A 24,295-nucleotide genomic window follows, 5' to 3' on the forward strand; every position below is an offset into this window, starting at 1 on the left:
CGACAATGGGCAATAAGATAGCATTATCACACTTTTATTAAAATCACTTTGCAAGGATGCACTTATGTTAAAAGACTGGCCAGACTGTGAAAAACCACGAGAGAAGTTATTACACTTTGGCGCGAAAAGCTTAAGTGATGCCGAACTGCTGGCAATATTCTTACGCACAGGCGTTAAAGGTTGCCATGTAGTTGACCTTGCACGAAATTTATTAAAAAGTTTTGGCAGTATTTCGCAAATATATCAAGCGGGATTAGATGACTTTTGCCAGCATCATGGTTTAGGTATTGCAAAATATGTGCAGTTACAAGCATGTTTAGAAATGTCGACACGCTATTTAGCGGAACAGATGAAAATGGGGCAAGCGTTAACGTCTTCACTGAGCACGCAAAACTTTTTAAAAGCTGAACTGCGCCATGAAACCCGAGAAGTATTCGCTGTGCTATTTTTAAATACTCAGCATCAAGTGATAAAGTTTGAACGCTTATTTCACGGCACCATTAATGCGGCTGCAGTATACCCACGCATTGTGGTTGAGACCGCACTAAAATATCAAGCGGGTGCGGTTATTCTTGCGCACAATCATCCGTCGGGTATTGCTGAGCCAAGTATTGCCGATAACCAAATTACCAATCGACTAGAACAAGCACTGGCGTTAATTGATATAAAAGTACTTGATCATATCATTGTGGCGGGTTGTCATTGTTATTCGTATGCTGAACATGGCCGAATGATTGAATAATTGAATAATGCGTGAGTATTTCAGCAAGCTGTTTTGAGCTCCAAAGAATACATGGCGTGACAAGCAAAAAGTCGCACAGCAGGGGCGTCATTTTCACCTTGGCAGATTGGCCTTACGTAAAACAGCAATAGCACAGCTACAAGTATTTGCGCTTAATACTCAAGTAGCTATGTTAGCTATTATTCACCTTTTAACTAATGAACTGGCTAAAAAAGATCAAAAAGAAAGATCACGTAAATAGTTAGCTGATAAAATAGACTGAAAATGTGCTATTAACAGTCGATTCGAATGATAATAACTCATGAAACACTAGGATCATGTCAATTATTCATCTTAACTTATTGAATTATATTGCCTTTAAAAACTATTCACTTTAAAGTTGATTAATACTGGCATTCATTTTTCACTTTCACTATAATATGCCACCTTTTTCAGGATCCCGAGGCGACGGTCTTGGGGAAATACAGCACGACCTGAAATTAATTTTGGAGTACTCATATGTCTAAAGTTTGCCAAGTAACAGGCAAAAAGCCAATGGTTGGAAACAACCGTTCGCACGCAAGAAACGCGACTCGTCGTCGTTTTTTACCTAACCTTCAAACTCACCGTTTTTGGGTTGAGAGTGAAAATAGTTTCGTTAAATTACGCTTAACTCCGAAAGGAATGCGTATTATCGATAAAAACGGTATTGATGCAGTATTAACTGATATCCGTGCCCGTGGCGAAAAAGTTTAAGGAATTGCAATGCGCGATAAAATTCGTTTAGTTTCTAGTGCTGGCACTGGCCATTTTTACACTACTGACAAAAACAAAAAAACTATGCCTGAAAAGATGGAAATCAAAAAGTTTGATCCTCGCATCCGTCAGCATGTTATGTATAAAGAAGCTAAAATCAAGTAATTGATACTGCTTATTTAAAAACCCGGTTTACACCGGGTTTTTTATTGCCTATAGAAAATCACTCAGTTAACTGCCCGTTAACGACCCTGACCCGTCATGATTAATTTGCACAGCAAACCTACGCCTTAACGTTATGCCTATTTTACCCTCTGCAGCTTGGCTTTAGTCCTGTCTGATATGCCAGTCACTCACGACTAAACGGCCGTTATGAAAATGCAATTACGTCAAGTCGATCTTAAGTACAGCAACAGCTGAGTTAACTGAATTGGAAGAACTGACAATAGCTAGCAAGTCGCTGTTATTTTATTCGCTTAATAACTATGATGATGACCATGAAGCTTTGAAAAGTGGTTGGTTGGGCAAGGTTGCTTAAGCTGGGATAAGGAGTAACTAAAAAGAGCAACCACTTAATGGCATTGCTCTTTTTTTTTGCATGATATAAATATTTTAGCCGTTACAACTGCTGCGCTATCCAGTCCATGGTTAACTCTTCAAGCAGCGCCATAGGTAAGCTACCATTTTTCAGCATTTGATCATGAAAGGCTCTAATATCGAATTTATTGCCCAATGCTTGTTCGGCTTTGGCACGCAATTGACGAATTTTAAGCTCACCAATTTTGTATGACAAGGCTTGCGCTGGCCAAGTAATATAGCGGTCAATCTGGCCAATAACATCAGCCATGCTTAAAGCGGTATTCTTGGCTAAATAATCGATCGCTTGTTGACGGGTCCAACCTTTGGCATGGATACCCGTATCGACCACTAAGCGACAAGCACGCCATGCTTCATAGGTTAAGCGACCAAAGTCACTGTATGGATTTTGATAAAAGCCCATTTCCTTACCTAAACGTTCAGAATATAGCCCCCAACCTTCACCATAGGCGGCGTGGTATAAAGTTTTACGAAACTCGGGCATATCCACTTCTTGCGCAATAGCACTTTGAAAGTGATGACCGGGCTCTGCCTCATGAAAGGTTAATGCTTCTAAAGTATATAAAGGTTGGCTTTGTAAATTTTGAGTCTCTAAAAAGTAGGTACCAGGTGTGGTACCACTGCCATCGGAAGCAACATAATAGGCACCGCCGTTTGGACTGGATTTAATGTCAAAAGTTGAACGGGGTAATACCGAAAACCACTTAGGTAGTTGCCCCGCCATTTTACGGGTGATATAGCTGGCTTTTTCCAGCATATCCATCGCACTATCGGTGTAAAACTGCTTGTCGTTACGCAAAAACGCAATAAAATCTTTAAATTCACCCTTAAAGCCCACAGCTTTAATAATTTGCTGCATTTCTGTTCGTATGCGACTGACTTCATCTAGACCTATTTGATGAATTTCATCAGCCGATAAATCCGTGGTCGTGTAATACTCGATTAAATATTGGTAGTATGCCTCGCCGCCCTCAACACTGCTAATGCCAGCCGTGGTCCGACAGTGAGTCATATATTCTTTGGTGAAAAAGTCATAAAAGGCTTGGTACTCGGGTAAAACAGTCTCTTTAATCAAGGTTTTTACTTGTTGACGATACCGCGCTTGCTCTGTTAATGAAATGACGGCTGGCATATTCAGCATAGGCGCATAAAAAACACTGTTTTGTACATCAGCGACTAAATGCTTACTGATTGATTTTTCATAGCCTTTAAAGCTTTCACAGTAATGGGTATGACCTAAGGCAATGGCTTGTTTTAGATCAACGATATGTTCTTGGTTATAACGTGGATAATCAGCGAGACTGATTAAATAATTACTATAGTCTTGTTCGGTTAAAAATGACATGTTGGCTGGAGCGCCAGCAAAGTAACTATGAAAACCTGAATAATAGGTTAACGGATAAAGGTGATCTTGAAATTGATAACTTTTTGCTTCCGCTTCGCGTTCATATTTAAATAAACGATAGCTGACCTGATCAGCACCTGAGAGTTTATTAACATCAATATTTTCAATACGCGTTAGCAATTCATTATTGTATTTTGACCGACGTTCGCGGCCACTTGCTGACATTTCAGGTAATTTACCTTTCATGCGAAAGGCATCGGGGTCTTTTCGAAAAAATACTTGTTCTTGATTTGCCCTTTGCCAATGCTCATTGAGTAACTGTTGAAACTGTTCACTGGTTTGGTTGGCAAACGTGCTGGTTGTGCTGAATAAGCCGCAGAGTAATAATACTCGAACACTTAATGGTTTTAGTTTCATACTAAGCCTTAATTTGGGGGGGTGTTGTTGATATTATACCACTTTCATTAAATTTGTGATCTTGTTGTGCGCAGAGAAAATACCTCAGGGCAAGACGCTTGATTGAGCAATACTGGCTATTGTGATTGAGAGCAGCGCAACCTTGGTGTATTTTAACCAGCACAAGTGGGCAATAATTTAATGAAATGGGTATTAATGTACCGCTATATTCTAATGAGCTTAATTTTTCGTATGATGAAGATAATAGGCAGTACTGAGGTACATGATGATCAGATTATCAAAAACTGGCTGGAATAATGTCATTATCATTATGGTAATGAGCTTTATTTTATTGATTAACGCCACGAAGAAAAAAATTTACTCGCCAGATGAAAATACTGAGGTCACTAGCCATCAAGAGATTGCTTTAGTCGGGTCGCAAAATATTATTTTAACGCTCAACATCAATAATGTGGTTACTATTGAGCGGATAGGCCGCACTTGGCGGGCAGTTCCAGCTAATATTTCCGGCCAAGCATTAGCACAAATGATGATGTCTTGGCAGCAAAGTAGCGGTGAGGCGATGGCCCAAGCTCCGATAGTTGATCGACAATTTTCGCTGGATGTTAAGCTCGACATTGCCGGCCAACCCCTGCCATTACAGCTAAGTTTTTATGCCACCGAGCAGCAATTATTGATCTTTAATCAAACATCAGCACAATGGCTTGTTATGCCGATAGCTATGTACGGGCAATTGTTTCCAGCAGAAATTTTTGCTAACTAGCGTTAGTTTTATTTACCTTAACCTTAACCAATTCAGCAGAGGCAGTAGATTTTATGAAAAAATGCGCAATTTTATCTATGGACAGTTTGGCAAATTTTGAAGCTTATGATTGTTTGATTGATCAGCCAATGCTGGCTTTAGGCTGGCAAACCGAAGTAATTTCCTGGCATGATAGCAGCGTAAATTGGTCAGACTATACCGCGGTTATTATTCGTAGCCCATGGGATTACCAAGATGACAAGGAAAGTTTTCTCAAGGTACTGTCGGCTATTGAACAATCAAGCGCCCGGTTAGAGAATAGCTTGAAGGTGGTGCAGTGGAATATTAATAAAAGCTACTTAAAAAGCTTAGCCGCTGAGCAAGTAACTATTGTACCGACCTTATGGCCACAGGCTTTTGAACCTGACAATATGGCGGGATATTTCAACCATTTTTCTACCGAGCAAATAGTCTTAAAACCGCGAGTCAGTGCCAATGCTGATAATACATTTTGGCTAACAAAAGACACTTATCAAGACAAAGTAGCTGAGTTAAGTCAAGCGTTTGCAAAGCGAGAGTTAATGGTGCAGCCTTTTATGGCTGCTATTTGCCAAGAAGGTGAATTTTCGTTGTTTTATTTTAACGGCCAGTACAGTCACACCATATTAAAAACCCCAGCCCAAGGTGACTTTCGAGTTCAAGAAGAGCATGGTGGTGGCTTATTATCGGTAATGCCGGAACCATCCTTATTGGTAGCAGCAAACAATACAATGCAAGCGATCAGCAAACTCCATGGTGAACTACTCTACGCGCGCATTGACTTTGTTCGCTATCAAAACACCTTTGCCCTAATGGAAGCCGAGTTAATTGAGCCTTCGCTTTATTTTAATATGGACGATGCCTCAGCGCTGCGCTTTGCCAACGCTTTTGACACTCGCATGACAGCGTTCACGGCTAAAGCCTAAGATATAAAGAGCAAAGCAATAAAAAAGAGGCCAAAGCCTCTTTTTTATGTACCGGATGAACGGTCAGTTTTTTATGCCAGACAAAAACTAAGTCACTACATCCATGTCGGCACGGATTAACTTACTTTAAGGTTAATAAGTGATTTACTAGCTTGATATAATCTTGTTCAAAATTGTTTCTATCTAAGCCGGCCGTATCAACACGGTATTTACCATTAACAATCACAGTAGGTACTGCGGTTAAAGCACCTTTATTAGCAAAGTAGTCTTGCTGTTTCTTCATCGCATTGGCTTTGCTGACCACACTAAAGCTTTTCATTAACTTATCGAATTTTTCACCGTCAGCACCATTGAGTACGAAAACATTTCGGATATCTTTTTCTGAAGTAAATACCGCTTTTTGGATATGGATGTAATTAAACAGTGCGCCAATAATTTTCTTCTCTAAACCCATTTGATGGGCAACAACAACCGCTTTACTTAGCATTTGTTGTACCTTAGGTGACGCAGCACGCAAGAAATCTACATGGTTCATTTCAAAGTCAGCATCTGCTGGTATAGACGTTTTTAACGTCGCCATAAAGGGTTCAAATTTAAAACAATGTCCGCAATAAAAAGAGAAAAACTCACGTACTTCAGACTTCGCAGAAACGTCTTCATTCACTTTAGTGTAATGCTCACCTTCAGTATAATCTGCTGCGAATGAGAGTACAGGTAATAACATTAAAGCGAATAAGCTCACTAACTTCTTCATAAAATTAAAATTCCTAATTATTAATAAATCAAAATCAATAGCACTATGTGTGCTTAATAACCTAGCAAACTTAGCGGCGGTTGCTGTAATGCTGACATTTGCTCTTTAAGCATCAAAATTTGTTGTTCCCAATATTTTTCAGTATTAAACCACGGAAAGTTACGAGGAAAAGCAGGGTCTTGCCAACGTTTACATAGCCATGCCATATAATTAACTACTCGCATAGTACGCAATGATTCAATTAAAGGCAATTGATTGGCTTCAAAGCGATAAAATTCATTGTAGCCAGTTAATATGGTATCAAGTTGTAATAACTGCTGCTGGCGATCACCACTAAGCATCATCCAAATATCTTGCACCGCAGGCCCCATACGACAATCGTCAAGGTCAACAAAGTGTGGTCCAACATCAGTCCACAAAATGTTACCGGCATGACAATCACCGTGCAGACGGATCTGCGACCTAGGCTGATATTGCTGACTTGCAACGGTGATCACTTGTTCTAAAATAGTGAAAAAAGGCAAGCTTAAGCCAGCAGGAACAAAGTTAGACCCTTCAATAATAAGCTGTGCTTGCTGAAGCATTTCTTCACTATTAAAGGTTGGCCGTTCGCTAAAACTTTTTTGAGCGGCAACAGCGTGAATTCGACCTAAAAACCGGCCCATCCACTCTAGTTGGTCTAAGTTATCAACCTCAAAAATTCGGCCACCACGACAAGGAAATATAGCAAATTTATAGCCTTTGTATGAAAACAAAGACTCGCCACCAATTTTCATTGGTGCCACCAAAGGCAGCTCACTGGCGTCTAATTCAAAAGAAAAATCATGCTCTTCCCTAATTTGTGCTTCTGTCCAGCGTTGCGGCCGATAGAACTTAGTGACATATTTAGTGTTAGCCATATCATGAAATTGATAAACACGATTCTCATAACTATTTAATGCCAACAAACCACTATCAACCGTTAAACCTGTGCTTTCCAAACCGTCTAGAATTAAATCGGGTGACAGCGAGGTAAAATCAAATACTGACATTAGCGTTTATTAAAGAAGCGGCTTTCGTGTTCAAGCTTCACCTCATCCGTCTCAGATACTAATTCAATCACAAAGCTTATATCTGTCATATAGTCTTCTAATTCATCAGGGGCGACCGAAAGGCTAATCGGTAAAGTATAGACTTTAGCCGCTTTCACAAGTACCTCTTGATCGCCATTCCATTTAGTATTGTTAATACCCTTTACTGACAGGCGATAACGATTATCTTTTTGTGACTTATTGAGAATTTTTAGGGTGTAAACATTCTCAATATCGCCATTAAAGTTCTCTTTGGCTAACTCATTTCTATCGCGAATAATTTCCATTGATACTGGCACTCTGTTGACCATTTCTAAAACCAATGAGCTGGTCATCACCAATAATACGATGGCATAGCCAATCAATTTAGCACGGACAAAGTGCACTTTTTTCCCTTCTAACTCATGCTCAGTGGCATGACGAATTAAACCTTTATCATAGCCCATGCGATCCATAACACCGTCACAGGCATCAACACATGCACCACAATTGATACATTCATATTGTAAACCATTACGAATATCAATACCGGTAGGGCAAACCTGAACACATAAATTACAGTCAATACAATCACCTAGGCCAATATCTTTTGGCACGTCTTTTCTGGTACGTGGACCTCGGTTTTCACCACGTTTGGCATCGTAAGAAACGGTTAAGGTGTCTTTATCAAACATCGCGGATTGAAAGCGGGCATACGGGCACATATGTAAACACATAATTTCTCGCATCCAGCCGGCATTACCGTAAGTACAAAAAGCAAAAAACCATACGGTTGCGGCTAAGGCAAACGAGGCCTTAAAAGTGAAAAAATCAACAAATACCTCACGCATGGGTGCAAAGTAACCGGCAAAGGTTAGCGCGGTTAAAACAGAAATTAAGCCCCAACAAAAATGTTTTAGCGCTTTACGCCAAAACTTGTTGAAGTCCATTGCTTGGCTGTCGAGTTTTTTACGCTGGTTGGCTGTGCCTTCTATTTTTTCTTCAAACCAGATAAATATGAAGGTCCAAACCGTTTGAGGGCAAAGATAACCACACCAAACTCGCCCTAAAAAGGTGGTAATAAAGAACAGCAAAAAAGCACTAAGAATTAAGAGCCAGGCCAATAGCGTGAGATCCTGTGGCCAAAGCGTGACACTCCATAGCGTAAAACGCTGTTCGCTAATATCAAACAAAATCGCTTGGTGGCCGTCATATTGTAACCAAGGTAAACCAGCAAATAGCGCTAAAAAGAAAAAATTCATTTTTTTGCGTAGTTTTTGAAATACACCTTTTACTTTGCGAACATAAATTTGGTCACGAGGTTTATAGGTATCGCTTTTGGCGGGCTGATGAATTTGAACATTTTTAATCGGAATATGCTGACTAACGTTAATGTTTTTATCTTTTGATTTCAAAGCGGCTCCTTTATGTCGGTATGCCAGACAATTATAACGGATTCGTACTGATTACCCATCAAAAAAATAGCATAATATTGCTTTGTTAGTACCAAATTGATTACTCTAGCGTCATTTGCATGACATTTAGGCCAAGAAAACAATCATACTGATGGTGATTGGTTAAATAACAGCAGCGAGTTGCAGGTTATTTGTATGCAGATAGGATTATAAGGCAAGATATGAAAAAATTATTGATCTTGATCGTGGCCGCCGCGTTAGTTTTTCATTATTATCCCAATGAAAAACTAAACCGCTGGATATTTGAGCAAAAACAAGCTGTGCTGAGTTATTTTTCAGAGGTGACTGACACCCAAGTACGTTTAAAGTCCGATAAAATATATCAAGATTTATCGCGTGACTTTAGTCACTTCAGTAGCCAAGAAATAGCTTACGTGGCAGAAATCACTAGCAGCCGTGAAAAGGTAAAAAAGTTTAACGAGCAATATTGTAGCAGTAAAAAACAAACGCCAAAACTACAGCGCGATAATTTAGCCAAAGTGTGTCGAGCCATCAGCAAATATAGCAATTTATTATAATGAGTTACTATAGAGCTTTTATCGACTTGCACTTATCGACTTGGACAAATGTTCAACTTGAGGTCAAACAGCTAGCTAATATCCGTTTAATTAATGAGCGGGCCTAGTTTATATGCATAAAAAAAAACAGTGAATTACAAGGTTTTTATTTAATCACTCGTTAGGCTAATGAGTAAATAAATAACGCCATAGTGACTTGTTTTAACCCATAGAAATAATCCGGAAACAAGTCCTGTTGTTATCATAGCCAAGGGATCAAGACGATAGCGAGCCAAGCTAATCGCCTAGTTAACGTTGAGCGAATAATTAAGCTGAAAGCCTAGCTAATAAGGTTGCAAAACCATCTGCACTCGCTTGCTCTAAGGCATGTTCTGCGCCTTGGATCACCCAATGACCATTGACCATCACATCTAAAACCGGGTTACTTTGGCTGGCAAAAATAACGCTGTCGAGTAAGTGAATATCGTCATGGGCAAATAAACGTAACTGGCGGTCATCCAAGACCAATAAATCAGCTTGCTTACCCATAGCCAATGCGCCGGTATTACTGTTAGTGCTCTGTGCGCCTCCGGCGGCGGCTTTTTGCCATAAATTAAGCCCAACAGACTTTTGCTCGCTGCTGGCTAACAGGGCACGTTGTTGTTTACTTAATCGTTGAGCATATTCAAGCCAGCGTAATTCTTCGATTGGATTGACCGAAATATGGCTGTCTGAACCAATAGCAAAGGTGCCATTGTCGATTAAAAATTCACTGGTCGGGAATATACCATCACCTAAATTAGCTTCTGTGGTTGGGCAAATTCCGGCTATTGCTTGGCTAGCAATAATACCTTTGCGCTCTTGTTCATCGATATGTGTGGCGTGAATTAAACACCAATGCTGGTCTAAATCTGCATTATTGAGTAACCACTGCACCGGCCGTTGACCATAATGAACTAGACAGTCTGCTACCTCTTTTTGCTGTTCGGCAATGTGAATATGAATCGGCGCTTGCGCATCAAGTGCTCTCACATGAGCCACGGCGGCTAAGAGCGAATTTTTATCAACCGCGCGTAAAGAATGTGGCGCAATACCGACATTACAATTAGCTTGTGATTTGGCGAGTTCAAAACAATCAGTGACTAAATCATTAAACTGCTCAACTGAATTAATAAAGCGCTTTTGTCCGTCAGTAGCGGCTTGTGTGCCAAAGCCGCTGAATCTATACAGCACAGGTAATAATGTTAAGCCAATACCCGATTGCTGAGCCGCAGCAAAAATAGCTTGCGCCATAGTGGCTAGGTTTTGATGATTTTGGCCGTCAATATCATGATGAAGATAATGAAACTCAGCAACACGGGTGTAACCCATTTTCAACATTTCAATATAAAGCTGGCGCGCAATTACCTGAACATCTTCTGAGCTTAATTGTCCCAAAAATTTATACATAATATTACGCCAAGTCCAAAAACTGTCATGACCTTCGCTGCCTTGTTCACTAAAACCGGCAAAAGCCCGTTGAAAGGCATGAGAGTGACAATTGACCATACCAGGTATAACCACACCATTAGCACGTTCCGCGCCTGCGATATATCCGGCGGTAATATCAGTAATCACGCCCTGTTCAATCGTCAACGTTTGCTCGTTAGCCCAGCCATCAGCTAATAAGATTTTTTTAGCAAAAAGTTTCATCGATACCTTCCCTTACTCAGTGGCGTTTTGGCTTATGGTGTTAATGGCAGTAAAATTTATCAGCGTTTTAACCAAGGCGGCAAGTTTAGGCTGCACTTGCAAGGCTAAGCTTTCGTTATAAGTCATCGCTTGCTCATTCATATAGGTATGCTGTGAGAGCTCTAATTGAATAGCATGAGAATTATGATGAGGTTGACCGAATGCCCGCGTAATATAACCGCCTTTAAAGCGACCATTACAGACCATAGTGTAAGGTGCGTAGTCTACATCCGCTAGTGCTGTCATGAGTTCAGGAGCACAACTTTTTCCATCGGCATTACCAAAATTAAAATCAGGTAATTGTCCCTGAAAAAATCTTGGCACATGCGAGCGAATAGAATGTGCCTCAAGCAACACGGCTTGACCAAATTCAACTTTTATGGCTTGCATGGTTGAGCTTAAGGCCTGATGGTAAGGTTGCCAATAATCTGCAACGCGCACCGCTATTTGTTCAGCACTTGGTGCACAGCCTGCTTGATATAAAGGTGATAAATCAAATGCTGTGGTGGGACAAAGCTCAGTATTATTTGCACCTGGGTATAAATCAACACCATCAGGGTCACGATTTAAGTCAATCACATAACGGTTATATTTAGGTATTAATAAATAAGCACCAAGCTCTTTTGCAAAGGCATATAAACGCTCCATATACCAATCAGTATCGGCAACTTCACGCCCTTTAGCGGTCATCATCTTCGCAATATCTTCGGGTATTTCTTCGCCATTGTGTGGCATGCTGATGAGTAAAGGCACAGAGCCTTTAATTAAGGTGTAACTGTTTGACATATAAATCCCTCAAATTGTATATACAACTTTATTGCGCTTAATTTACCACTTTGCGGATAAAACAGGAAATTATTTCTATTGATAGCATCGAATTCATTTAGGTCATCTTGGCCAAATTGACCAGTGCAAATTGACCCGTGCCGATAGGTACAGCCGCCTGATGAAATGTAGGGATGCCAGTAGCTAAAATTGCTTAATATCATTGGCTACTTTTATCCATTGATTTCATTAATCGATTTTATCAATCATGAAGTGCAATATTAATCACTTTATTTAAAGTCGGACTTGTTCAATAATAGCCATATATTCAGCAACAAGATTATTTTAGAAACTATAAACGGAGCCATTATGTTAGAAAACAAAGAGCAACAAAAAGTCCCTGATGTTACTTTCACATTAAGAGCCAATGACGAGTGGACAACGCGTACTAGTAACGAAATTTTTAGTGATAAAACGGTAGTGGTTTTTTCGCTACCCGGTGCTTTTACACCGACCTGTTCATCTTCACATTTACCACGTTATAACGAATTGGCACCCAAGTTCTTTCAGAACGGTGTTGACGAAATTATTTGTATGTCAGTCAATGACACCTTCGTGATGAACGCTTGGGCAGCACACCAAGATGCAGACAAGATTAACTTTATTCCTGATGGCAACGGCGAATTTACGGATGGCATGGGCATGTTAGTTGATAAAGCCGCGATAGGCTTTGGTAAGCGTAGCTGGCGTTATGCGATGTTAGTTAAAAATGGCGTTATTGAAAAAATGTTTATTGAGCCTGATTTACCAGGCGACCCATTTGAAGTATCTGACGCCGACACTATGTTAAATCATATTAACCCGTCAGCCTGTCAAACATCAGCGATTGTGGTTTTTAGCAAGCCGGGTTGCCCACATTGCAAAAATGCAAAAGCCTTATTAAATGAAAAAGGCTTAACATTTGAAGAGTTAGAAGTGGGCAAAGATGTTAACTTGACCATGTTTAAAGCGCTAACGCATGCCGACACAGTGCCGCAAATTTTTATCGACGGACAACATATTGGTGGCAGTGAAGCATTGGCAGCTCACTTGAATTAATAGTCGAGTAAGACTATAGACGTTGAACTTGGCTTAACGATTAAAAAAACGACGCCTTAGCGTCGTTTTTTATTTTTTGCTTTCGTCGCCAATTTTCTTTCGTCACCCATAGTGTCATTAATCCCGTTGGCATTAGCCTACGTCATGATAGAATAGTACTTAAAACTGTTAAGGCCAACAATATGGATCACCAACCCTACAACCCATTGCACGGAGTCACGTTAAAAATTATCGTTACTCAATTAGTTGATCATTTTGGTTTTGATTATCTCGGTAAAGAAATAAAAATTCGTTGCTTTACTGATGATCCTAGCATTAACTCAAGCTTGAAGTTTCTCAGAAAAACCCCTTGGGCCAGAGAAAAGGTTGAAGCACTTTATATTCAACACAAAACCAAACTTGATGACGAAGACGGTTAGGTTTGAAATAGCATAAGCATATCGCACAAAAGTATTGAACAAGATGACAATAAAATGCCAAACTGCTGAGATATAACCACAATAACGTCTAAAGCATGAAAAACACCCAGCACTATATTCTTACTTGGCAGTGCCCTGATACTTCAGGCGTACTGGCAAAAGTCAGCCAGAGTTTATTCGAACACGGGGCCTTTATTACTGAAACTAGCCAATACAGTGATCCCTATACCGATACATTTTTTTCACGCATTGCTTTTGATGATCGAGAACTGACTGTCAGTTTTTCAGCATTCAGACAAGCCATTGATTTATTAGCAAAACCGTTAAATATGCATTATCAACTTAGAGAAAAAGAAAATTTTCCTAATGTCGTTATTGCCGTGTCTAAAGATGATCACTGCTTAGTGTCACTATTAACAAAATGGAAAGCGGGTGTGTTACCGGTCAATATTGTCGCTATTACCTCAAACCATCAAGATTGTCAGGCACTTGCTCAATGGCATAATGTTCCCTTTCATTACTTGCCGGTCAATAAAGATAATAAAGCACAGCAAGAGCAGGCATTATTAGCTATTTATCAGCAGTATAATGGTCACTTATTGGTACTTGCCCGTTATATGCAAATATTGTCAGACGAGCTTTGTCGTAGCTTACGTGGCCAAGCAATTAATATTCATCACTCTTTTCTGCCCAGTTTTAAAGGCGCAAAACCTTATCATCAAGCGCACAAACGTGGCGTTAAAATCATTGGCGCTACTGCACATTATGTCACCGCAGACCTGGATGAAGGGCCGATCATTGTTCAAGAAGTAAAACCGATTAATCATGCTTTTACCATTGAGCACATGGTTCATCTGGGCCACGACTTAGAAGCCATCGCCTTATGTAATGCCGTAAAAATGCATGCTGAGCAACGTATCTGCATCAATAAAGATAAAACCGTTATTTTAAGTTAATCGCCATGGCAATAGCTAATCGCTAAGGCTGACTTTCAAGCTGTTTTATTCAGTTAACTCTGCTACATTGGAGCACAAATATCTTGTCAACATTTGTGCGCCAATATGATCCAATATCAAATTTCCCCTCTTAACCCAAATAGTCATTTATTTGAGGTCTTATTGTCATTTAAAAGTACCCCAGGCCAAAGCTACACTTTATCTTTACCCGCCTGGTTACCCGGCAGTTACATGATCCGCGATTTTGCGAAAAACATTACCGAAATTTGCGCGTTTGACAGCAACGAGCAAGCCATTAGCTTAAGTAAAATTGATAAACAAACTTGGTCATTGCAGGCCAGCAATGAACAGGTGCAAGTGCGCTATCAAGTTTTCGCTTTTGACTTATCCGTACGCACGGCTTACCTAGATAGCCAGCGCGGATTTTTCAATGGCAGCTCAACCTTTTTGCAAGTACAAGAGTTAAGTGAGCAAGCATGTGAGCTCATCATTCATCCCTCAACGTTAGCTGAACATAGTCAATGGCGAGTGGCGACGGGTTTACCACGAGCGAAAACCACGAAAAAATACCAATTTGGTCAATATATTGCGGATAATTACCAACACTTAATCGACTGCCCAGTCGCTATTGGCGACTTTGACAGCACTGAATTTACGGTAGAAGGGGTAGTGCACCATTTAGTATTTACCAGTAAACACTATGGCGATACTCAGCGTTTAGCTGCTGATATTAGCAAGTTATGCCAACATCACATTAGCTTATTTGGTGAAGCACCTTTTCAAGAGTATTGGTTTATCACTCATTTACAAGCGAATGGTTTTGGTGGCTTAGAACACAAAAACTCTACTATTTTACAAGCCAGTCGCTTCGACTTACCCAATCCACAACAAACAGCAACAGCGCTAAATGAGGATTATAAAAGCTTCTTAAGCTTATGTTCACATGAATATTTTCATGCTTGGAATGTTTGTCGCATAAAGCCGAAAGAATTTGTCCCTTACAACTTACAAAAAGAAAGTTATACCCAACAGTTATGGGCCTTTGAGGGGATAACATCTTACTACGATGACTTTTCACTTTTTCGTACCGGCTTAATTAACTTTGAAGACTATTTAACTATATTAGCGAAAACAGCCACGCGGGTTTATCGCGGTAGTGGTGAATTAAAACAAAGCGTCACCGCTTCAAGTTTTGATGCTTGGACCAAGTTTTATCAACAAGGCCCAGATGCGGTGAATAACATTGTCAGTTATTACACCAAAGGTGCTTTAATTGCTTTATGGTTAGACTTAATTATTCGCCGAAAATCAAACAACCAGCATAGTTTAGACACCTTAATGCGAGAGTTATGGATTCACTTTGGTCGCACTAATATAGGTACCCGTGAAGCTGACTTTATCAAGATTGCTAACCTGCTCTGTGGTGAAGATATTTCATCAACATTTAAGCACTATTTATACAGCAATGAGCGTATTGATTTAACTGCTGAGCTGGCAACGTACGGCGTTGAACTGCAAAAACAAAAATTCAAAAAATTAAACAGTGTAGAAACCACACCTGAAATGCATTACCAGGGTTATTTAGGTGCACAATATAAAGTACAAGGCTTTGGCTTAACCATTACGCAAGTACTGGAAAAGTCACCAGCGGCCAAGGCAGGTTTAGCGGTTAACGACACGCTGATCGCGATAGATAAAATCAAAATGACGGAGCAATCAATACAAGCCCTATTTGATCATTTACCGGCAGGCAAAGAGCTAACCTGTGATTTTTTTCGTGATGATCAACTGCTGAGTTCAACATTGAAAATTACTGACTCGCCATTAGCGGGTATCGCCTTTAAAGTGGTTGATGATAACTTAGTCAAACGTTGGCAGCATATTTTACCAAAGGGGTAAATTAGCTTTGTAAACCGGTGTTGTAAACTAAAGCGTACGTAATTGCTGACAACATTTAGCGACTAAACTCGCCAGAAAATTAGGGCGCATTATCGAGTTATGGTAAAAAATAACTCATTCGCTTAACTACTCACTTAAGTAATAATATTATGATTAATGTAAAACGTTTGCACCATGTGGCTTATCGATGTAAAGACGCAAAAGAAACCGTTGATTGGTATGAAAAACATCTGAATATGGCACTTACTGTCGCCATTGCCGAAAATGAGGTACCGTCAACAAAAGCACCCGATCCCTACATGCATATATTTTTAGACGCTGGTATGGGCAATGTGTTGGCCTTTTTTGAGATCCCCAATTCTCCTGACATGGGCCGAGATGAAAACACCCCAGAATGGGTACAACATATAGCATTAGAAGTTGAAAATGTTGACGCTTTAATTTCAGCAAAAAGCGATTTACAAGCACACGGCTTAGACGTTTTAGGCCCAGTTAATCATGGTGTATTTAAATCTATTTATTTCTTTGATCCTAACGGCCACCGCTTAGAATTAGCCGCCAATATCGGTACCACTGAACAATATGCAGAACTTAAACGGGTAGCGGCCTTGATGGTTGAAGAATGGGCACAAACTAAACAAGCGCCAACACATGCGGCTTGGTTGCATCAACTAGACGACTAAGGCACAAAAACAGCGCTACAAGCCCCTACTAACGAAAGCTTTCGTAAATAGGGGGTAGAAAAAAATGGCTATTGGCTAACTTTTATAAACCTTAAGGCATGTAATTTTTCCTTAAAAACTTAAGTTACATTTAGTAACAAAAAATTACAATTAAAAACAAAGACTTGCTGAACATTAGACTTTAGTGCAATAAATAAACGAAAAAATAGCTTGAAGCTTTACTCAACTCACGTACAGTATGGCTAGCTACATAGATAGCACTCAACAAAATGGATAGTATTTGCACGGAAAGCAATAAGCGTTTATTAACGCAGTATATTATTTAAAATATGGATTGTTTATTAAAGCTCAGGATGAGTACTGAAATATTTAGCCCAAAGGGGCATCAAGGATAGCACTAAAAAAGTGTCAGGATGACCGAAAAAAATAAAATTGTGTACAAAATAATAATAACAATAAAAATAACATTGAAAATTAAAAAATTCACATGGATTGTAACAAAAGGCTAGGACAGCCATTTAAAAATCGGAACTATAGATGTTGGCTTATGCTACATTTCTTTCCTAAAGCGACGTTATTAACGTCGCTTTTTTTCTTTCTATCGCTGTTTAGCGTAGAATGACGTAAAATGAAAGCAATTATTTATTATTTTAAGTTATTACTATGTCTCGTACTAAAAAATCACGCAAACCGGGTACCGGTTCTCTTGGCATCGTTAAAGATGACAACAAAAAATTAGTCGCACCCACACCTCGCAGAGCAAAGAAAACAAACGGTAAAGAGCCGGGCAACCGCCAAAAAGAGGCCAACCCTGTCATGGCTAATGGCCAGAGCTCTGGCAAAAACAAAGATCCCCGCATTGGTAGCAAAACACCTATTGATTTAGGCAAAAAAGTGATTGCACCGATCAAAACTAAAGCCACTAAAAAGGTTCAAGACAACTCACCTATTGCCGCAATTCGTGTCGTTGAAGCCAGTGAGTCATTAGCCGAGCAATTAAGCCGTATTGAACAAGACCCTAGATTGCTTGAAATACTTGAAAAGCAAGATGATGACCTGGCACTAACAGCAGAAGATGTTAGTTATTTCAATACGCTAATGGAGCAGCATGAAAAAATTAGTCAAGCCTTAGGTCTTGATGACGAAGATGAGATTGTAGCGCCCACTAAAAAGTCAGACTCTGAAGATGACTTATGGGACAAGTTCGATAAGAGTGATTTATCAAAATTTTAATAGGAGTATTTAATGCTATCCAACCCTTGGGTATACCTAGCTTTATTAGCCATCGTTATTATTGGTGTATTAGCCGCAGTAGCCATTAGGCTGCTACGCCAATTAAAACAACAAAAGCTTGAACAAGAGCAGAAAAAAGTAGAGCAGCAACAAGCCCTGCAGCAGCATGATAAAAAAATTATCGCCAGTGTTATTATTATCGTGCGCGCGATGAAAGAAGAACAATGCGACATGGGAGAGGGTTGCTGGCGTTTAAGTGTATTGCTAGATTCATTAAAGTTAAGCCAAGACTTAAATGTACAATTTCCAGCCGTATTCAAGTTTTATGAAGCGATAAAACATATGCCTATTTTAGGGGCACGTAAAAAACTTGATAAACAGTCTCGCATGAGACTTGACTTAGAACGCATGAAACTTGAGGCAGAAATGGCAGAAGATATTCGCCAAGATATCGATCTACTGCACCAATACGCTAATGAACGAAATAGTATGCTAAGCGAGTCTTAGTTTTAATTTAGGTTTTATCGAGCTTAGGTTTTATTAAACTTAGCTTCAAATAATAAAACGGTTAGCTTGCCACTAACCGCTAATATTGCCCCCTTATGCTAGGGTAGCAATTAATCAAACCCGTGATAAATAACCCTAAGTGACAATGAAGCCGCCAGCGTTGAGCTTGATCAATGTTTGCGCGCTTGGTTTATCTATAATAGCGTCAAATAGATAAACTGGAATACTTATGCAAGCAGCTCAATTTTTTGATAGCACACTCTTAAAAAAATATAACACTAATGGCCCTAGATATACTTCATATCCAACCGCATTGGAGTTTCATGAGCAATTTAGCCATGAAAATTTAGTACAAGCGATAATCGCATCACCGAACCGTGAATTGTCTTTGTATGTACATATTCCTTTTTGTCATAGCCTTTGCTATTACTGTGCCTGTAATAAAGTTGTCACCCGTCATCGCGATAAAGCCGATACCTACCTTGAGTTTCTTGCACAAGAAATTGCCTCTAGAGCACCGTTATTTAAAGACTATACCGTTAAGCAATTACATTGGGGTGGTGGTACACCTAGCTTTTTACGACATGAGCAAATTAGCCAACTAGTGGCAGAGTTAAAAGCGCAGTTTACCTTTGCAGCACAAGTAGAAATGAGTATTGAAATAGACCCCCGTGAAATTGAAATGAACTTAGCGGATCACCTTTATAGTTTAGGTTTCAATCGCTTAAGTATTGGCGTGCAAGACATAGATGAAAAAGTTCAACAAAGTATTAATCGCGTGCAATCAACCGAGTTTATTGAAAAATTTATTGCCCATGCCAAACAAGTTGGCTTCAAAGCTATTAATATCGATTTGATCTACGGCCTACCTCATCAAACTATAGAGACCTTTACTCGTACGCTAAACAAAGCCCATGAAATGGATGTCGAGCGTATTTCATTGTTTAGTTACGCCCATATTCCCTCTCGCTTTGCCGCCCAACGTAAACTCAAAGATGAATGGTTGCCTAGCGCAGATGAAAAATTTTCTTTGATGAAGTTAGCCATTGAAAAACTGTGTAATTTTGGCTACGACTTTATAGGTATGGACCACTTCGCTAAGCCTGAAGATGAGCTATCCATTGCACAAAAATCAGGTAATTTACACCGAAATTTTCAAGGTTACACCACCAAAGGCGGTTGTGACTTGCTCGGTTTAGGGGTGTCGTCAATTAGTGCTATTGGTCACAGTTTTAGTCAAAATACCAAAGTACTACAAGACTATTACCAAGCCATAGAAACTCAAGCACACGCCCAAGTAAAAGGTGTTAGCTTATCTCAAGACGATATTATTCGTGGAGAAGTTATTCGCGAGTTGATGTGTAATCTTTATGTCGACAAAAATAAAATTAGCCAGAAGTTTGCTATTAATTTTAATGAATATTTTGCTGAAGACTTACCCTTGCTGCAAACCTTCATTAATGACGGATTAATCAAGGTGACTCTTAATGAAATTCGGGTCGAGCAAAAAGCCAGGCTGCTAATACGTAATATTTGTATGAGTTTTGATGCCTATATGAAGCAAAATCTAAACCAACAGCGTTTTTCACAGGTAATTTAAGTTAGCTTTCTAGTTGGCCTAAACTGAATCTATGTTCGGCGCTGAAAAATACTAATTCTGTGCCGTGACCCTCGTTATCTTCACGGGCTAAATCTACCCATTGATAATAAACATTACGATGCACCTTTGCCTGCAAATTTCGTCTGACCGTGACATATAAACTACCCTCTTCGGTAATTTCTAATGGATGTTCAGCATTTAAGATAAAGCTGTCGTCTAAATTGGTCGTCACTTGCATACTTGTTTTCTGCTCATCTAACCATTGCCATTGCGTTAAAATAAAGGGCGCCTCAGCAACCACGATACCGACCTTTTCGACAGGCGTAACTAAAAAATAGCGCTCATCTTCTTTTTTTAATACTGAGGCAAAGAGCTTAACCAAAGACAAACGTTTAAATACCGTGCCGTTATAAAACCAACTGCCATCTGACTTTATTTCTAAATCAATATCACCACAAAAAGGAGGATCCCATAATTCAACCGGTGGCATTTTTTTCACATTACCCGGTTGTGAATCGGAAATTTGGGCAGAAATTTTTTCTAATGACATAATAATTATCCTAATTACTGACTTTACCTAATAGTAGCAAATTAACCGTAAAACTTAAAATAGCCAGATAAGTCAGTCTTACTATCCGCTTATTTACCACGTCTAAAATCATTAGACGCTGGCGTAATTTTTCGCCAACACACTCAATAGCAATCATACTCACTGATAATTATTTACCCACACCATAAAATTCAACAAAAGTGAGTCAAAAGGCAATATTTTGCTTGTCATGTCACTATAAAATGCAATACAATCCTCGCGCCTTACCACTAGGCGCTTTCAGTAAACTCAGTGGTGGCTATAGCTCAGTTGGTAGAGCCCCGGATTGTGATTCCGGTTGTCGAGGGTTCAAGTCCCTTTAGCCACCCCATTTTATCCCCTTTCAAACTAATAACTATCGAAGATATGCTAAATATAAAACAGTCTTTTCATTGCCTGTTCCTGTGTATTTCCTCTGCTCATCGAAAGTAAACTTAATTAAATGAGAATCAACCATAGTCATTGCTTTGATCATTTCAACAGCATAGCTAATGGGTGCTTAACTTTAGCTGTTTAGATCGTTTACAGGCTGTTTCTTGTACTGCTTCGATATAAAACTCAAGATGGTGTTGATTATGGTGTTTATCCAGTCAACAGCAGGAGAAGATTAGTTAATTCATAACATTCACTTTGCACAAAGCGGAACTTATTATTTAATAGTGTCAGCTTTTTTTACAGTCATCTATAAGACAGTAAGCGGACTAAGTAATTTATATTTTATGTTTAGAGCAAAATAGGTATAAATTTTGGTCTAAAAAGTGCGCTAAGTGGAAGTGAGTAACTCATTCACCCTAACTTCCGCTTCAAGCTCATACCTGCCAGTGGAACTCCATTTCAGGTAGCTAACTAATGCCACAAAGCGGTCGGTTTTTGTGAACCCAATTTTCCTCACCTAATGGGCACTTTAGACGCGAAAGCAGACATTTACTAGTTTGTTTTTATGACTTACCCGTAAGTAAATAACCGTCGTCGATAATCGATTTTGGTAATGAAACTATCTTTTTAAGCTTGTTTCTTAAATCGACGTGATGCTAGCCCCATTACGCCTAATGCGAATATAGCGAGTGTTGAAGGCTCTGGAACGGCGGCAGTGGATGCCACCGAACCAGTTAGACCGTATACCCCGAAACCACCGCCTGCACTGTTGTGTGCCTTGAAGGCAATTACGTTGGCACCGGTTAGCAGGAAGCTAGAGATATCAGCGGTTTGCACGCCGCTATTTCCCATATTGTTATCAACCAGTCCGGGGACGAGTGTGCCATTGACCCAAACAAGTGAGTCGTCATCGACACCTATGGAGAATGTTCCAGAGTCAATTGTGCCAACAATGTTGAAGACTTGACGAACGTAGAACGGGGTAAGCGCACCAGCAGGTGTGCCGCCGCTGTATGCCGTCCAAGCCGAATCATTATAACTTGCGCTACCGTTCCAGCTGGTGTTGGTTGCCTCCCAATTTGAGCCAGTCGAATAGATGTTCGAGCTGCAAGGATAACAGCTGTTGTCAAATGATTCAGGGGTAACCGTCGCCTTCCAATCACTGCCCTGAAACGCATCCAAGGAGATGAGCCCAGCTTGTGATGTTGAAGATAAAATTAAACCAGCAACTATCAATGGTAACATTGTAAGTATTTTCATTATTCAATTTCCTAAAGTTCTATTACGATATGGTAGGTGAGCAAGTACTGCATACACACGAAGTCTTATTAATATTAAGGCGAAAATATTTATCACCCGAATAACAAAATAATGACTTTTTTTATAAAAATTATTGCAATATTCATGCCGACAAGTAAGGTTAATTATTTCAGTGGTTTAAAGTTTTATGTTATCTAATGTGTAAAAATAACTGATATTGATAGATTACACAAATAAATCAATCAAATATCAATACCTTATAAAAATAAAGCATGAAATAATCATCGATATTAAAGGGGGACAAATTTATGCTCCTCTGACTTGGTGTCGCTTTTATTGCACGCTGTATCCTAAGTCAGGCGGTGCAGTGTCTGTAGGCCACCTGGACACCTGCCGTGGCAGTGAATGGCGCTCACTATTTGTGCTTGCCGTCTCACCAGGTATAAACCCTCGTGCAACGTTCAGCTCGCTCGTCAGGTGTCAGGAAAATTTACACTTTATTTATATGTGTACACTGTTAGGGACCGTTAGGGGGGTAATATCCCATTTCGATAATACGCTCACCAGCACCAGATGGTCCAAAAGCACTGAATATCGTGGGATGTAGTCTAAATCAATTCCTGCTCTGGTAGCGGTTTTCCAACAAAAGATCTAAGCGTTAAAATATGTAAAAAAACCTGACAGTACGCTATGACTTGAAAGTGCTGAACGTCCGGATATCGCTCATTGTATTCAAACGCCTAGTGGTAAAATAATTTTTGCTGTTATCGATAGCTCACCAGAATCTATAATCACTTATTAAGCCACCCATAATAACTTGTTTGTTTTTTAAACAACAAACTACACTTAATCTACCCTTTTTTAAAAACACGCAATGGGTCTCAAGTCTTGTCTTTTGCCATTGAAATAATTCTGCTCACGCGAGAGTAGTGTAAATCAAAGCAAGTGCCTATTTCCTTGAGCGTATACCCTCCGCTAGCATAAGCCTTTGTAATAGCATCATTGCGCGATCTTGAACACCGTTTATATTCGTCCAACTCTAATGGTTTAGGCCTTCTTTGAGAGCTCGAAATTTCAGATAGGTCGATATCTTCACCAATACCTGCTTGAAGCTTTGCAACAAAGTGCTCACTTCCCAGATAGGCCTGATTCCTTAGGTCCAACCAAGGTGATGGATGCCCTCTTCCGGCGCTTACAAAGTGTTTATAAGCTTCAATTGCCTTTGTCTTTTGTGACCTAAACACCGATAGTATCCACTCGCTATGTAACCATGACGGTGCCTGTTCATAACCAATGGTGGCCAGATAGTTGCTCCAAGGCCAATCAAATACATCCCTCACCATAAAGGCCCTGACCGGATTCAGTACGACGTAGCGTGACAGCTCGAGTAAATATGATTCTTTTTCGACATGAATGCCTTTGTATCGCCCCTGAAACACATGCCCCACTTTACGATGGGCTCTCTATTAAATTGGCGAGTGTAATCGCCACTTAGTTGGAGCATACCTTTAGAGAGGTTTGCATCGGGTGTTTCTATTACCAGGTGATAATGATTGCTCATCAAACAATATGCATGACAGACCCAGTTGTAGCTTATACACACATCACCTAAAACTGAGAGAAAAAGCCTAGGATCTGCATCTTCTTCATAACTATCTTCTTGACGATCACCACGCGAAGTGACGTGGTAAAGCGCGCCTGCGTATTCCATTCTTAATGGTCTAGACATTTCAAACTCCTTTTGAAATCGGTTAGGCCTAAACTTACTTCATCATAGCGGTATTTTCTGACACCCTATTTTCATAGGACGAGATAAATATTGACGCCTAATCTAAGTTAAATAGCCGTTAATAACACGGTAT

24 protein-coding genes and 1 tRNA gene are annotated in these 24,295 nt (G+C 39.8%); 15 read left to right on the forward strand and 10 right to left on the reverse strand.

Annotated elements, in window-relative coordinates; genetic code table 11:
- Positions 1-64: 64 nt before the first annotated feature.
- From radC to rpmG, 3 genes are all read left to right on the forward strand, one after another.
- Positions 65-742 (forward strand): DNA repair protein RadC, encoded by a 678-nt coding sequence (radC, locus tag H4J54_RS18480; RefSeq protein ID WP_182192403.1) that lies wholly within the window; start codon positions 65-67, stop codon positions 740-742.
- Between the two features lie 498 nt (positions 743-1,240).
- The gene (gene rpmB, locus H4J54_RS18485) at positions 1,241-1,477 is read left to right on the forward strand and encodes a 50S ribosomal protein L28 (RefSeq protein WP_146877856.1); all 237 of its coding nucleotides are present in this window, start codon (positions 1,241-1,243) and stop codon (positions 1,475-1,477) included.
- 9 nt (positions 1,478-1,486) lie between these two features.
- Positions 1,487-1,642 carry a 50S ribosomal protein L33 gene (gene rpmG / locus H4J54_RS18490; RefSeq protein WP_070375415.1) on the forward strand — a complete coding sequence of 52 codons (156 nt, stop codon included), beginning with the start codon at positions 1,487-1,489 and terminating at the stop codon, positions 1,640-1,642.
- Positions 1,643-2,096: 454 nt separating this feature from the next.
- On the opposite strand, the gene H4J54_RS18495 is transcribed toward rpmG, so the two are convergent.
- Entirely contained in the window at positions 2,097-3,836 is a 1,740-nt protein-coding gene (locus H4J54_RS18495; protein WP_182192404.1) for a DUF885 family protein, read from the reverse strand.
- A 262-nt stretch (positions 3,837-4,098) separates the two neighbouring features.
- Between H4J54_RS18495 and H4J54_RS18500 the strand changes: the two genes are divergently transcribed.
- Complete coding sequence (locus tag H4J54_RS18500) at positions 4,099-4,599, forward strand: hypothetical protein (RefSeq protein ID WP_182192405.1); 501 nt, start codon at positions 4,099-4,101, stop codon at positions 4,597-4,599.
- Between the two features lie 53 nt (positions 4,600-4,652).
- Positions 4,653-5,543 (forward strand): RimK family alpha-L-glutamate ligase, encoded by an 891-nt coding sequence (locus H4J54_RS18505; RefSeq protein WP_182192406.1) that lies wholly within the window; start codon positions 4,653-4,655, stop codon positions 5,541-5,543.
- 121 nt (positions 5,544-5,664) lie between these two features.
- Here the strand turns inward: H4J54_RS18505 and H4J54_RS18510 are convergent, their stop codons facing one another.
- From H4J54_RS18510 to ccoG, 3 genes are read right to left on the reverse strand one after another with little or no spacing between them, the layout of a single operon-like run.
- Entirely contained in the window at positions 5,665-6,297 is a 633-nt protein-coding gene (locus H4J54_RS18510; RefSeq protein WP_182192407.1) for a thiol:disulfide interchange protein DsbA/DsbL, read from the reverse strand.
- 53 nt (positions 6,298-6,350) lie between these two features.
- Positions 6,351-7,328, reverse strand: a complete 978-nt coding sequence (locus H4J54_RS18515) for a serine/threonine protein kinase (RefSeq protein ID WP_182192408.1) — start codon at positions 7,326-7,328, stop codon at positions 6,351-6,353.
- A complete protein-coding gene (gene ccoG / locus H4J54_RS18520) occupies positions 7,328-8,761 on the reverse strand; it encodes a cytochrome c oxidase accessory protein CcoG (RefSeq protein WP_182192409.1) in 1,434 nt (477 codons plus the stop codon). The genes H4J54_RS18515 and ccoG overlap by 1 nt, the downstream gene beginning before the upstream one ends.
- A gap of 221 nt (positions 8,762-8,982) precedes the next feature.
- Between ccoG and H4J54_RS18525 the strand changes: the two genes are divergently transcribed.
- The gene (locus tag H4J54_RS18525; RefSeq protein ID WP_182192410.1) at positions 8,983-9,339 is read left to right on the forward strand and encodes a hypothetical protein; all 357 of its coding nucleotides are present in this window, start codon (positions 8,983-8,985) and stop codon (positions 9,337-9,339) included.
- Positions 9,340-9,645: 306 nt separating this feature from the next.
- Here the strand turns inward: H4J54_RS18525 and H4J54_RS18530 are convergent, their stop codons facing one another.
- Complete coding sequence (locus H4J54_RS18530; protein WP_182192411.1) at positions 9,646-11,010, reverse strand: formimidoylglutamate deiminase; 1,365 nt, start codon at positions 11,008-11,010, stop codon at positions 9,646-9,648.
- Positions 11,011-11,022: 12 nt separating this feature from the next.
- Positions 11,023-11,835 carry an N-formylglutamate deformylase gene (gene hutG / locus H4J54_RS18535; protein ID WP_182192412.1) on the reverse strand — a complete coding sequence of 271 codons (813 nt, stop codon included), beginning with the start codon at positions 11,833-11,835 and terminating at the stop codon, positions 11,023-11,025.
- Positions 11,836-12,183: 348 nt separating this feature from the next.
- Here hutG and H4J54_RS18540 point away from each other — a divergent pair, with 348 nt between their 5' ends.
- The 8 genes from H4J54_RS18540 (at position 12,184) to hemN (ending at position 20,209) form a co-directional block, all read left to right on the forward strand.
- The gene (locus H4J54_RS18540; RefSeq protein ID WP_182192413.1) at positions 12,184-12,912 is read left to right on the forward strand and encodes a glutathione peroxidase; all 729 of its coding nucleotides are present in this window, start codon (positions 12,184-12,186) and stop codon (positions 12,910-12,912) included.
- A 182-nt stretch (positions 12,913-13,094) separates the two neighbouring features.
- Entirely contained in the window at positions 13,095-13,331 is a 237-nt protein-coding gene (locus H4J54_RS18545; RefSeq protein WP_182192414.1) for a VF530 family DNA-binding protein, read from the forward strand.
- A 95-nt stretch (positions 13,332-13,426) separates the two neighbouring features.
- Positions 13,427-14,287: a formyltetrahydrofolate deformylase gene (purU, locus tag H4J54_RS18550; RefSeq protein WP_182192415.1), complete on the forward strand. Its 861-nt coding sequence runs from the start codon at positions 13,427-13,429 to the stop codon at positions 14,285-14,287.
- 105 nt (positions 14,288-14,392) lie between these two features.
- A complete protein-coding gene (locus H4J54_RS18555; protein ID WP_182192416.1) occupies positions 14,393-16,186 on the forward strand; it encodes a M61 family metallopeptidase in 1,794 nt (597 codons plus the stop codon).
- 149 nt (positions 16,187-16,335) lie between these two features.
- Positions 16,336-16,869 (forward strand): VOC family protein, encoded by a 534-nt coding sequence (locus H4J54_RS18560; protein ID WP_182192417.1) that lies wholly within the window; start codon positions 16,336-16,338, stop codon positions 16,867-16,869.
- Positions 16,870-17,532: 663 nt separating this feature from the next.
- Positions 17,533-18,102: a Der GTPase-activating protein YihI gene (gene yihI, locus H4J54_RS18565; RefSeq protein ID WP_182192418.1), complete on the forward strand. Its 570-nt coding sequence runs from the start codon at positions 17,533-17,535 to the stop codon at positions 18,100-18,102.
- A 12-nt stretch (positions 18,103-18,114) separates the two neighbouring features.
- The gene (locus H4J54_RS18570) at positions 18,115-18,609 is read left to right on the forward strand and encodes a DUF2489 domain-containing protein (protein ID WP_182192419.1); all 495 of its coding nucleotides are present in this window, start codon (positions 18,115-18,117) and stop codon (positions 18,607-18,609) included.
- Positions 18,610-18,838: 229 nt separating this feature from the next.
- Complete coding sequence (gene hemN, locus H4J54_RS18575) at positions 18,839-20,209, forward strand: oxygen-independent coproporphyrinogen III oxidase (RefSeq protein WP_182192420.1); 1,371 nt, start codon at positions 18,839-18,841, stop codon at positions 20,207-20,209.
- A 1-nt stretch (position 20,210) separates the two neighbouring features.
- Here hemN and H4J54_RS18580 read toward each other — a convergent pair whose 3' ends face one another.
- Positions 20,211-20,759 (reverse strand): DUF1285 domain-containing protein, encoded by a 549-nt coding sequence (locus H4J54_RS18580; protein ID WP_182192421.1) that lies wholly within the window; start codon positions 20,757-20,759, stop codon positions 20,211-20,213.
- 294 nt (positions 20,760-21,053) lie between these two features.
- Here H4J54_RS18580 and H4J54_RS18585 point away from each other — a divergent pair.
- Positions 21,054-21,129: transfer RNA gene (locus H4J54_RS18585), tRNA-His, on the forward strand.
- A gap of 671 nt (positions 21,130-21,800) precedes the next feature.
- Here the strand turns inward: H4J54_RS18585 and H4J54_RS19625 are convergent.
- From H4J54_RS19625 to H4J54_RS19835, 3 genes are all read right to left on the reverse strand, one after another.
- Entirely contained in the window at positions 21,801-22,433 is a 633-nt protein-coding gene (locus H4J54_RS19625; protein ID WP_259367065.1) for a PEP-CTERM sorting domain-containing protein, read from the reverse strand.
- Between the two features lie 881 nt (positions 22,434-23,314).
- Entirely contained in the window at positions 23,315-23,881 is a 567-nt protein-coding gene (locus H4J54_RS18595; RefSeq protein WP_220464270.1) for an addiction module toxin RelE, read from the reverse strand.
- On the reverse strand, positions 23,794-24,162 hold the full coding sequence (locus tag H4J54_RS19835; protein ID WP_220464243.1) for a transposase: 369 nt from the start codon (positions 24,160-24,162) through the stop codon (positions 23,794-23,796). The genes H4J54_RS18595 and H4J54_RS19835 overlap by 88 nt, the downstream gene beginning before the upstream one ends.
- Between the last annotated feature and the right edge of the window lie 133 nt (positions 24,163-24,295).

This window comes from Colwellia sp. MB3u-8 (assembly GCF_014076985.1).
Taxonomy (GTDB): Bacteria; Pseudomonadota; Gammaproteobacteria; order Enterobacterales; family Alteromonadaceae; genus Cognaticolwellia.

Coding starts and splice junctions, on each gene's coding strand:
- H4J54_RS19835 (WP_220464243.1), bottom strand. CDS start 24,162: ATGTCTAGACCATTAAGAATGGAATACGCAGGCGCGCTTTACCACGTC.
- H4J54_RS18530 (WP_182192411.1), bottom strand. CDS start 11,010: ATGAAACTTTTTGCTAAAAAAATCTTATTAGCTGATGGCTGGGCTAAC.
- H4J54_RS18570 (WP_182192419.1), top strand. CDS start 18,115: ATGCTATCCAACCCTTGGGTATACCTAGCTTTATTAGCCATCGTTATT.
- H4J54_RS18495 (WP_182192404.1), bottom strand. CDS start 3,836: ATGAAACTAAAACCATTAAGTGTTCGAGTATTATTACTCTGCGGCTTA.
- yihI (WP_182192418.1), top strand. CDS start 17,533: ATGTCTCGTACTAAAAAATCACGCAAACCGGGTACCGGTTCTCTTGGC.
- hemN (WP_182192420.1), top strand. CDS start 18,839: ATGCAAGCAGCTCAATTTTTTGATAGCACACTCTTAAAAAAATATAAC.
- rpmG (WP_070375415.1), top strand. CDS start 1,487: ATGCGCGATAAAATTCGTTTAGTTTCTAGTGCTGGCACTGGCCATTTT.
- H4J54_RS18545 (WP_182192414.1), top strand. CDS start 13,095: ATGGATCACCAACCCTACAACCCATTGCACGGAGTCACGTTAAAAATT.
- radC (WP_182192403.1), top strand. CDS start 65: ATGTTAAAAGACTGGCCAGACTGTGAAAAACCACGAGAGAAGTTATTA.
- H4J54_RS18525 (WP_182192410.1), top strand. CDS start 8,983: ATGAAAAAATTATTGATCTTGATCGTGGCCGCCGCGTTAGTTTTTCAT.
- H4J54_RS18555 (WP_182192416.1), top strand. CDS start 14,393: ATGATCCAATATCAAATTTCCCCTCTTAACCCAAATAGTCATTTATTT.
- H4J54_RS18505 (WP_182192406.1), top strand. CDS start 4,653: ATGAAAAAATGCGCAATTTTATCTATGGACAGTTTGGCAAATTTTGAA.
- H4J54_RS19625 (WP_259367065.1), bottom strand. CDS start 22,433: ATGAAAATACTTACAATGTTACCATTGATAGTTGCTGGTTTAATTTTA.
- H4J54_RS18510 (WP_182192407.1), bottom strand. CDS start 6,297: ATGAAGAAGTTAGTGAGCTTATTCGCTTTAATGTTATTACCTGTACTC.
- H4J54_RS18560 (WP_182192417.1), top strand. CDS start 16,336: ATGATTAATGTAAAACGTTTGCACCATGTGGCTTATCGATGTAAAGAC.
- rpmB (WP_146877856.1), top strand. CDS start 1,241: ATGTCTAAAGTTTGCCAAGTAACAGGCAAAAAGCCAATGGTTGGAAAC.
- H4J54_RS18580 (WP_182192421.1), bottom strand. CDS start 20,759: ATGTCATTAGAAAAAATTTCTGCCCAAATTTCCGATTCACAACCGGGT.
- H4J54_RS18515 (WP_182192408.1), bottom strand. CDS start 7,328: ATGTCAGTATTTGATTTTACCTCGCTGTCACCCGATTTAATTCTAGAC.
- H4J54_RS18500 (WP_182192405.1), top strand. CDS start 4,099: ATGATGATCAGATTATCAAAAACTGGCTGGAATAATGTCATTATCATT.
- purU (WP_182192415.1), top strand. CDS start 13,427: ATGAAAAACACCCAGCACTATATTCTTACTTGGCAGTGCCCTGATACT.
- H4J54_RS18540 (WP_182192413.1), top strand. CDS start 12,184: ATGTTAGAAAACAAAGAGCAACAAAAAGTCCCTGATGTTACTTTCACA.
- hutG (WP_182192412.1), bottom strand. CDS start 11,835: ATGTCAAACAGTTACACCTTAATTAAAGGCTCTGTGCCTTTACTCATC.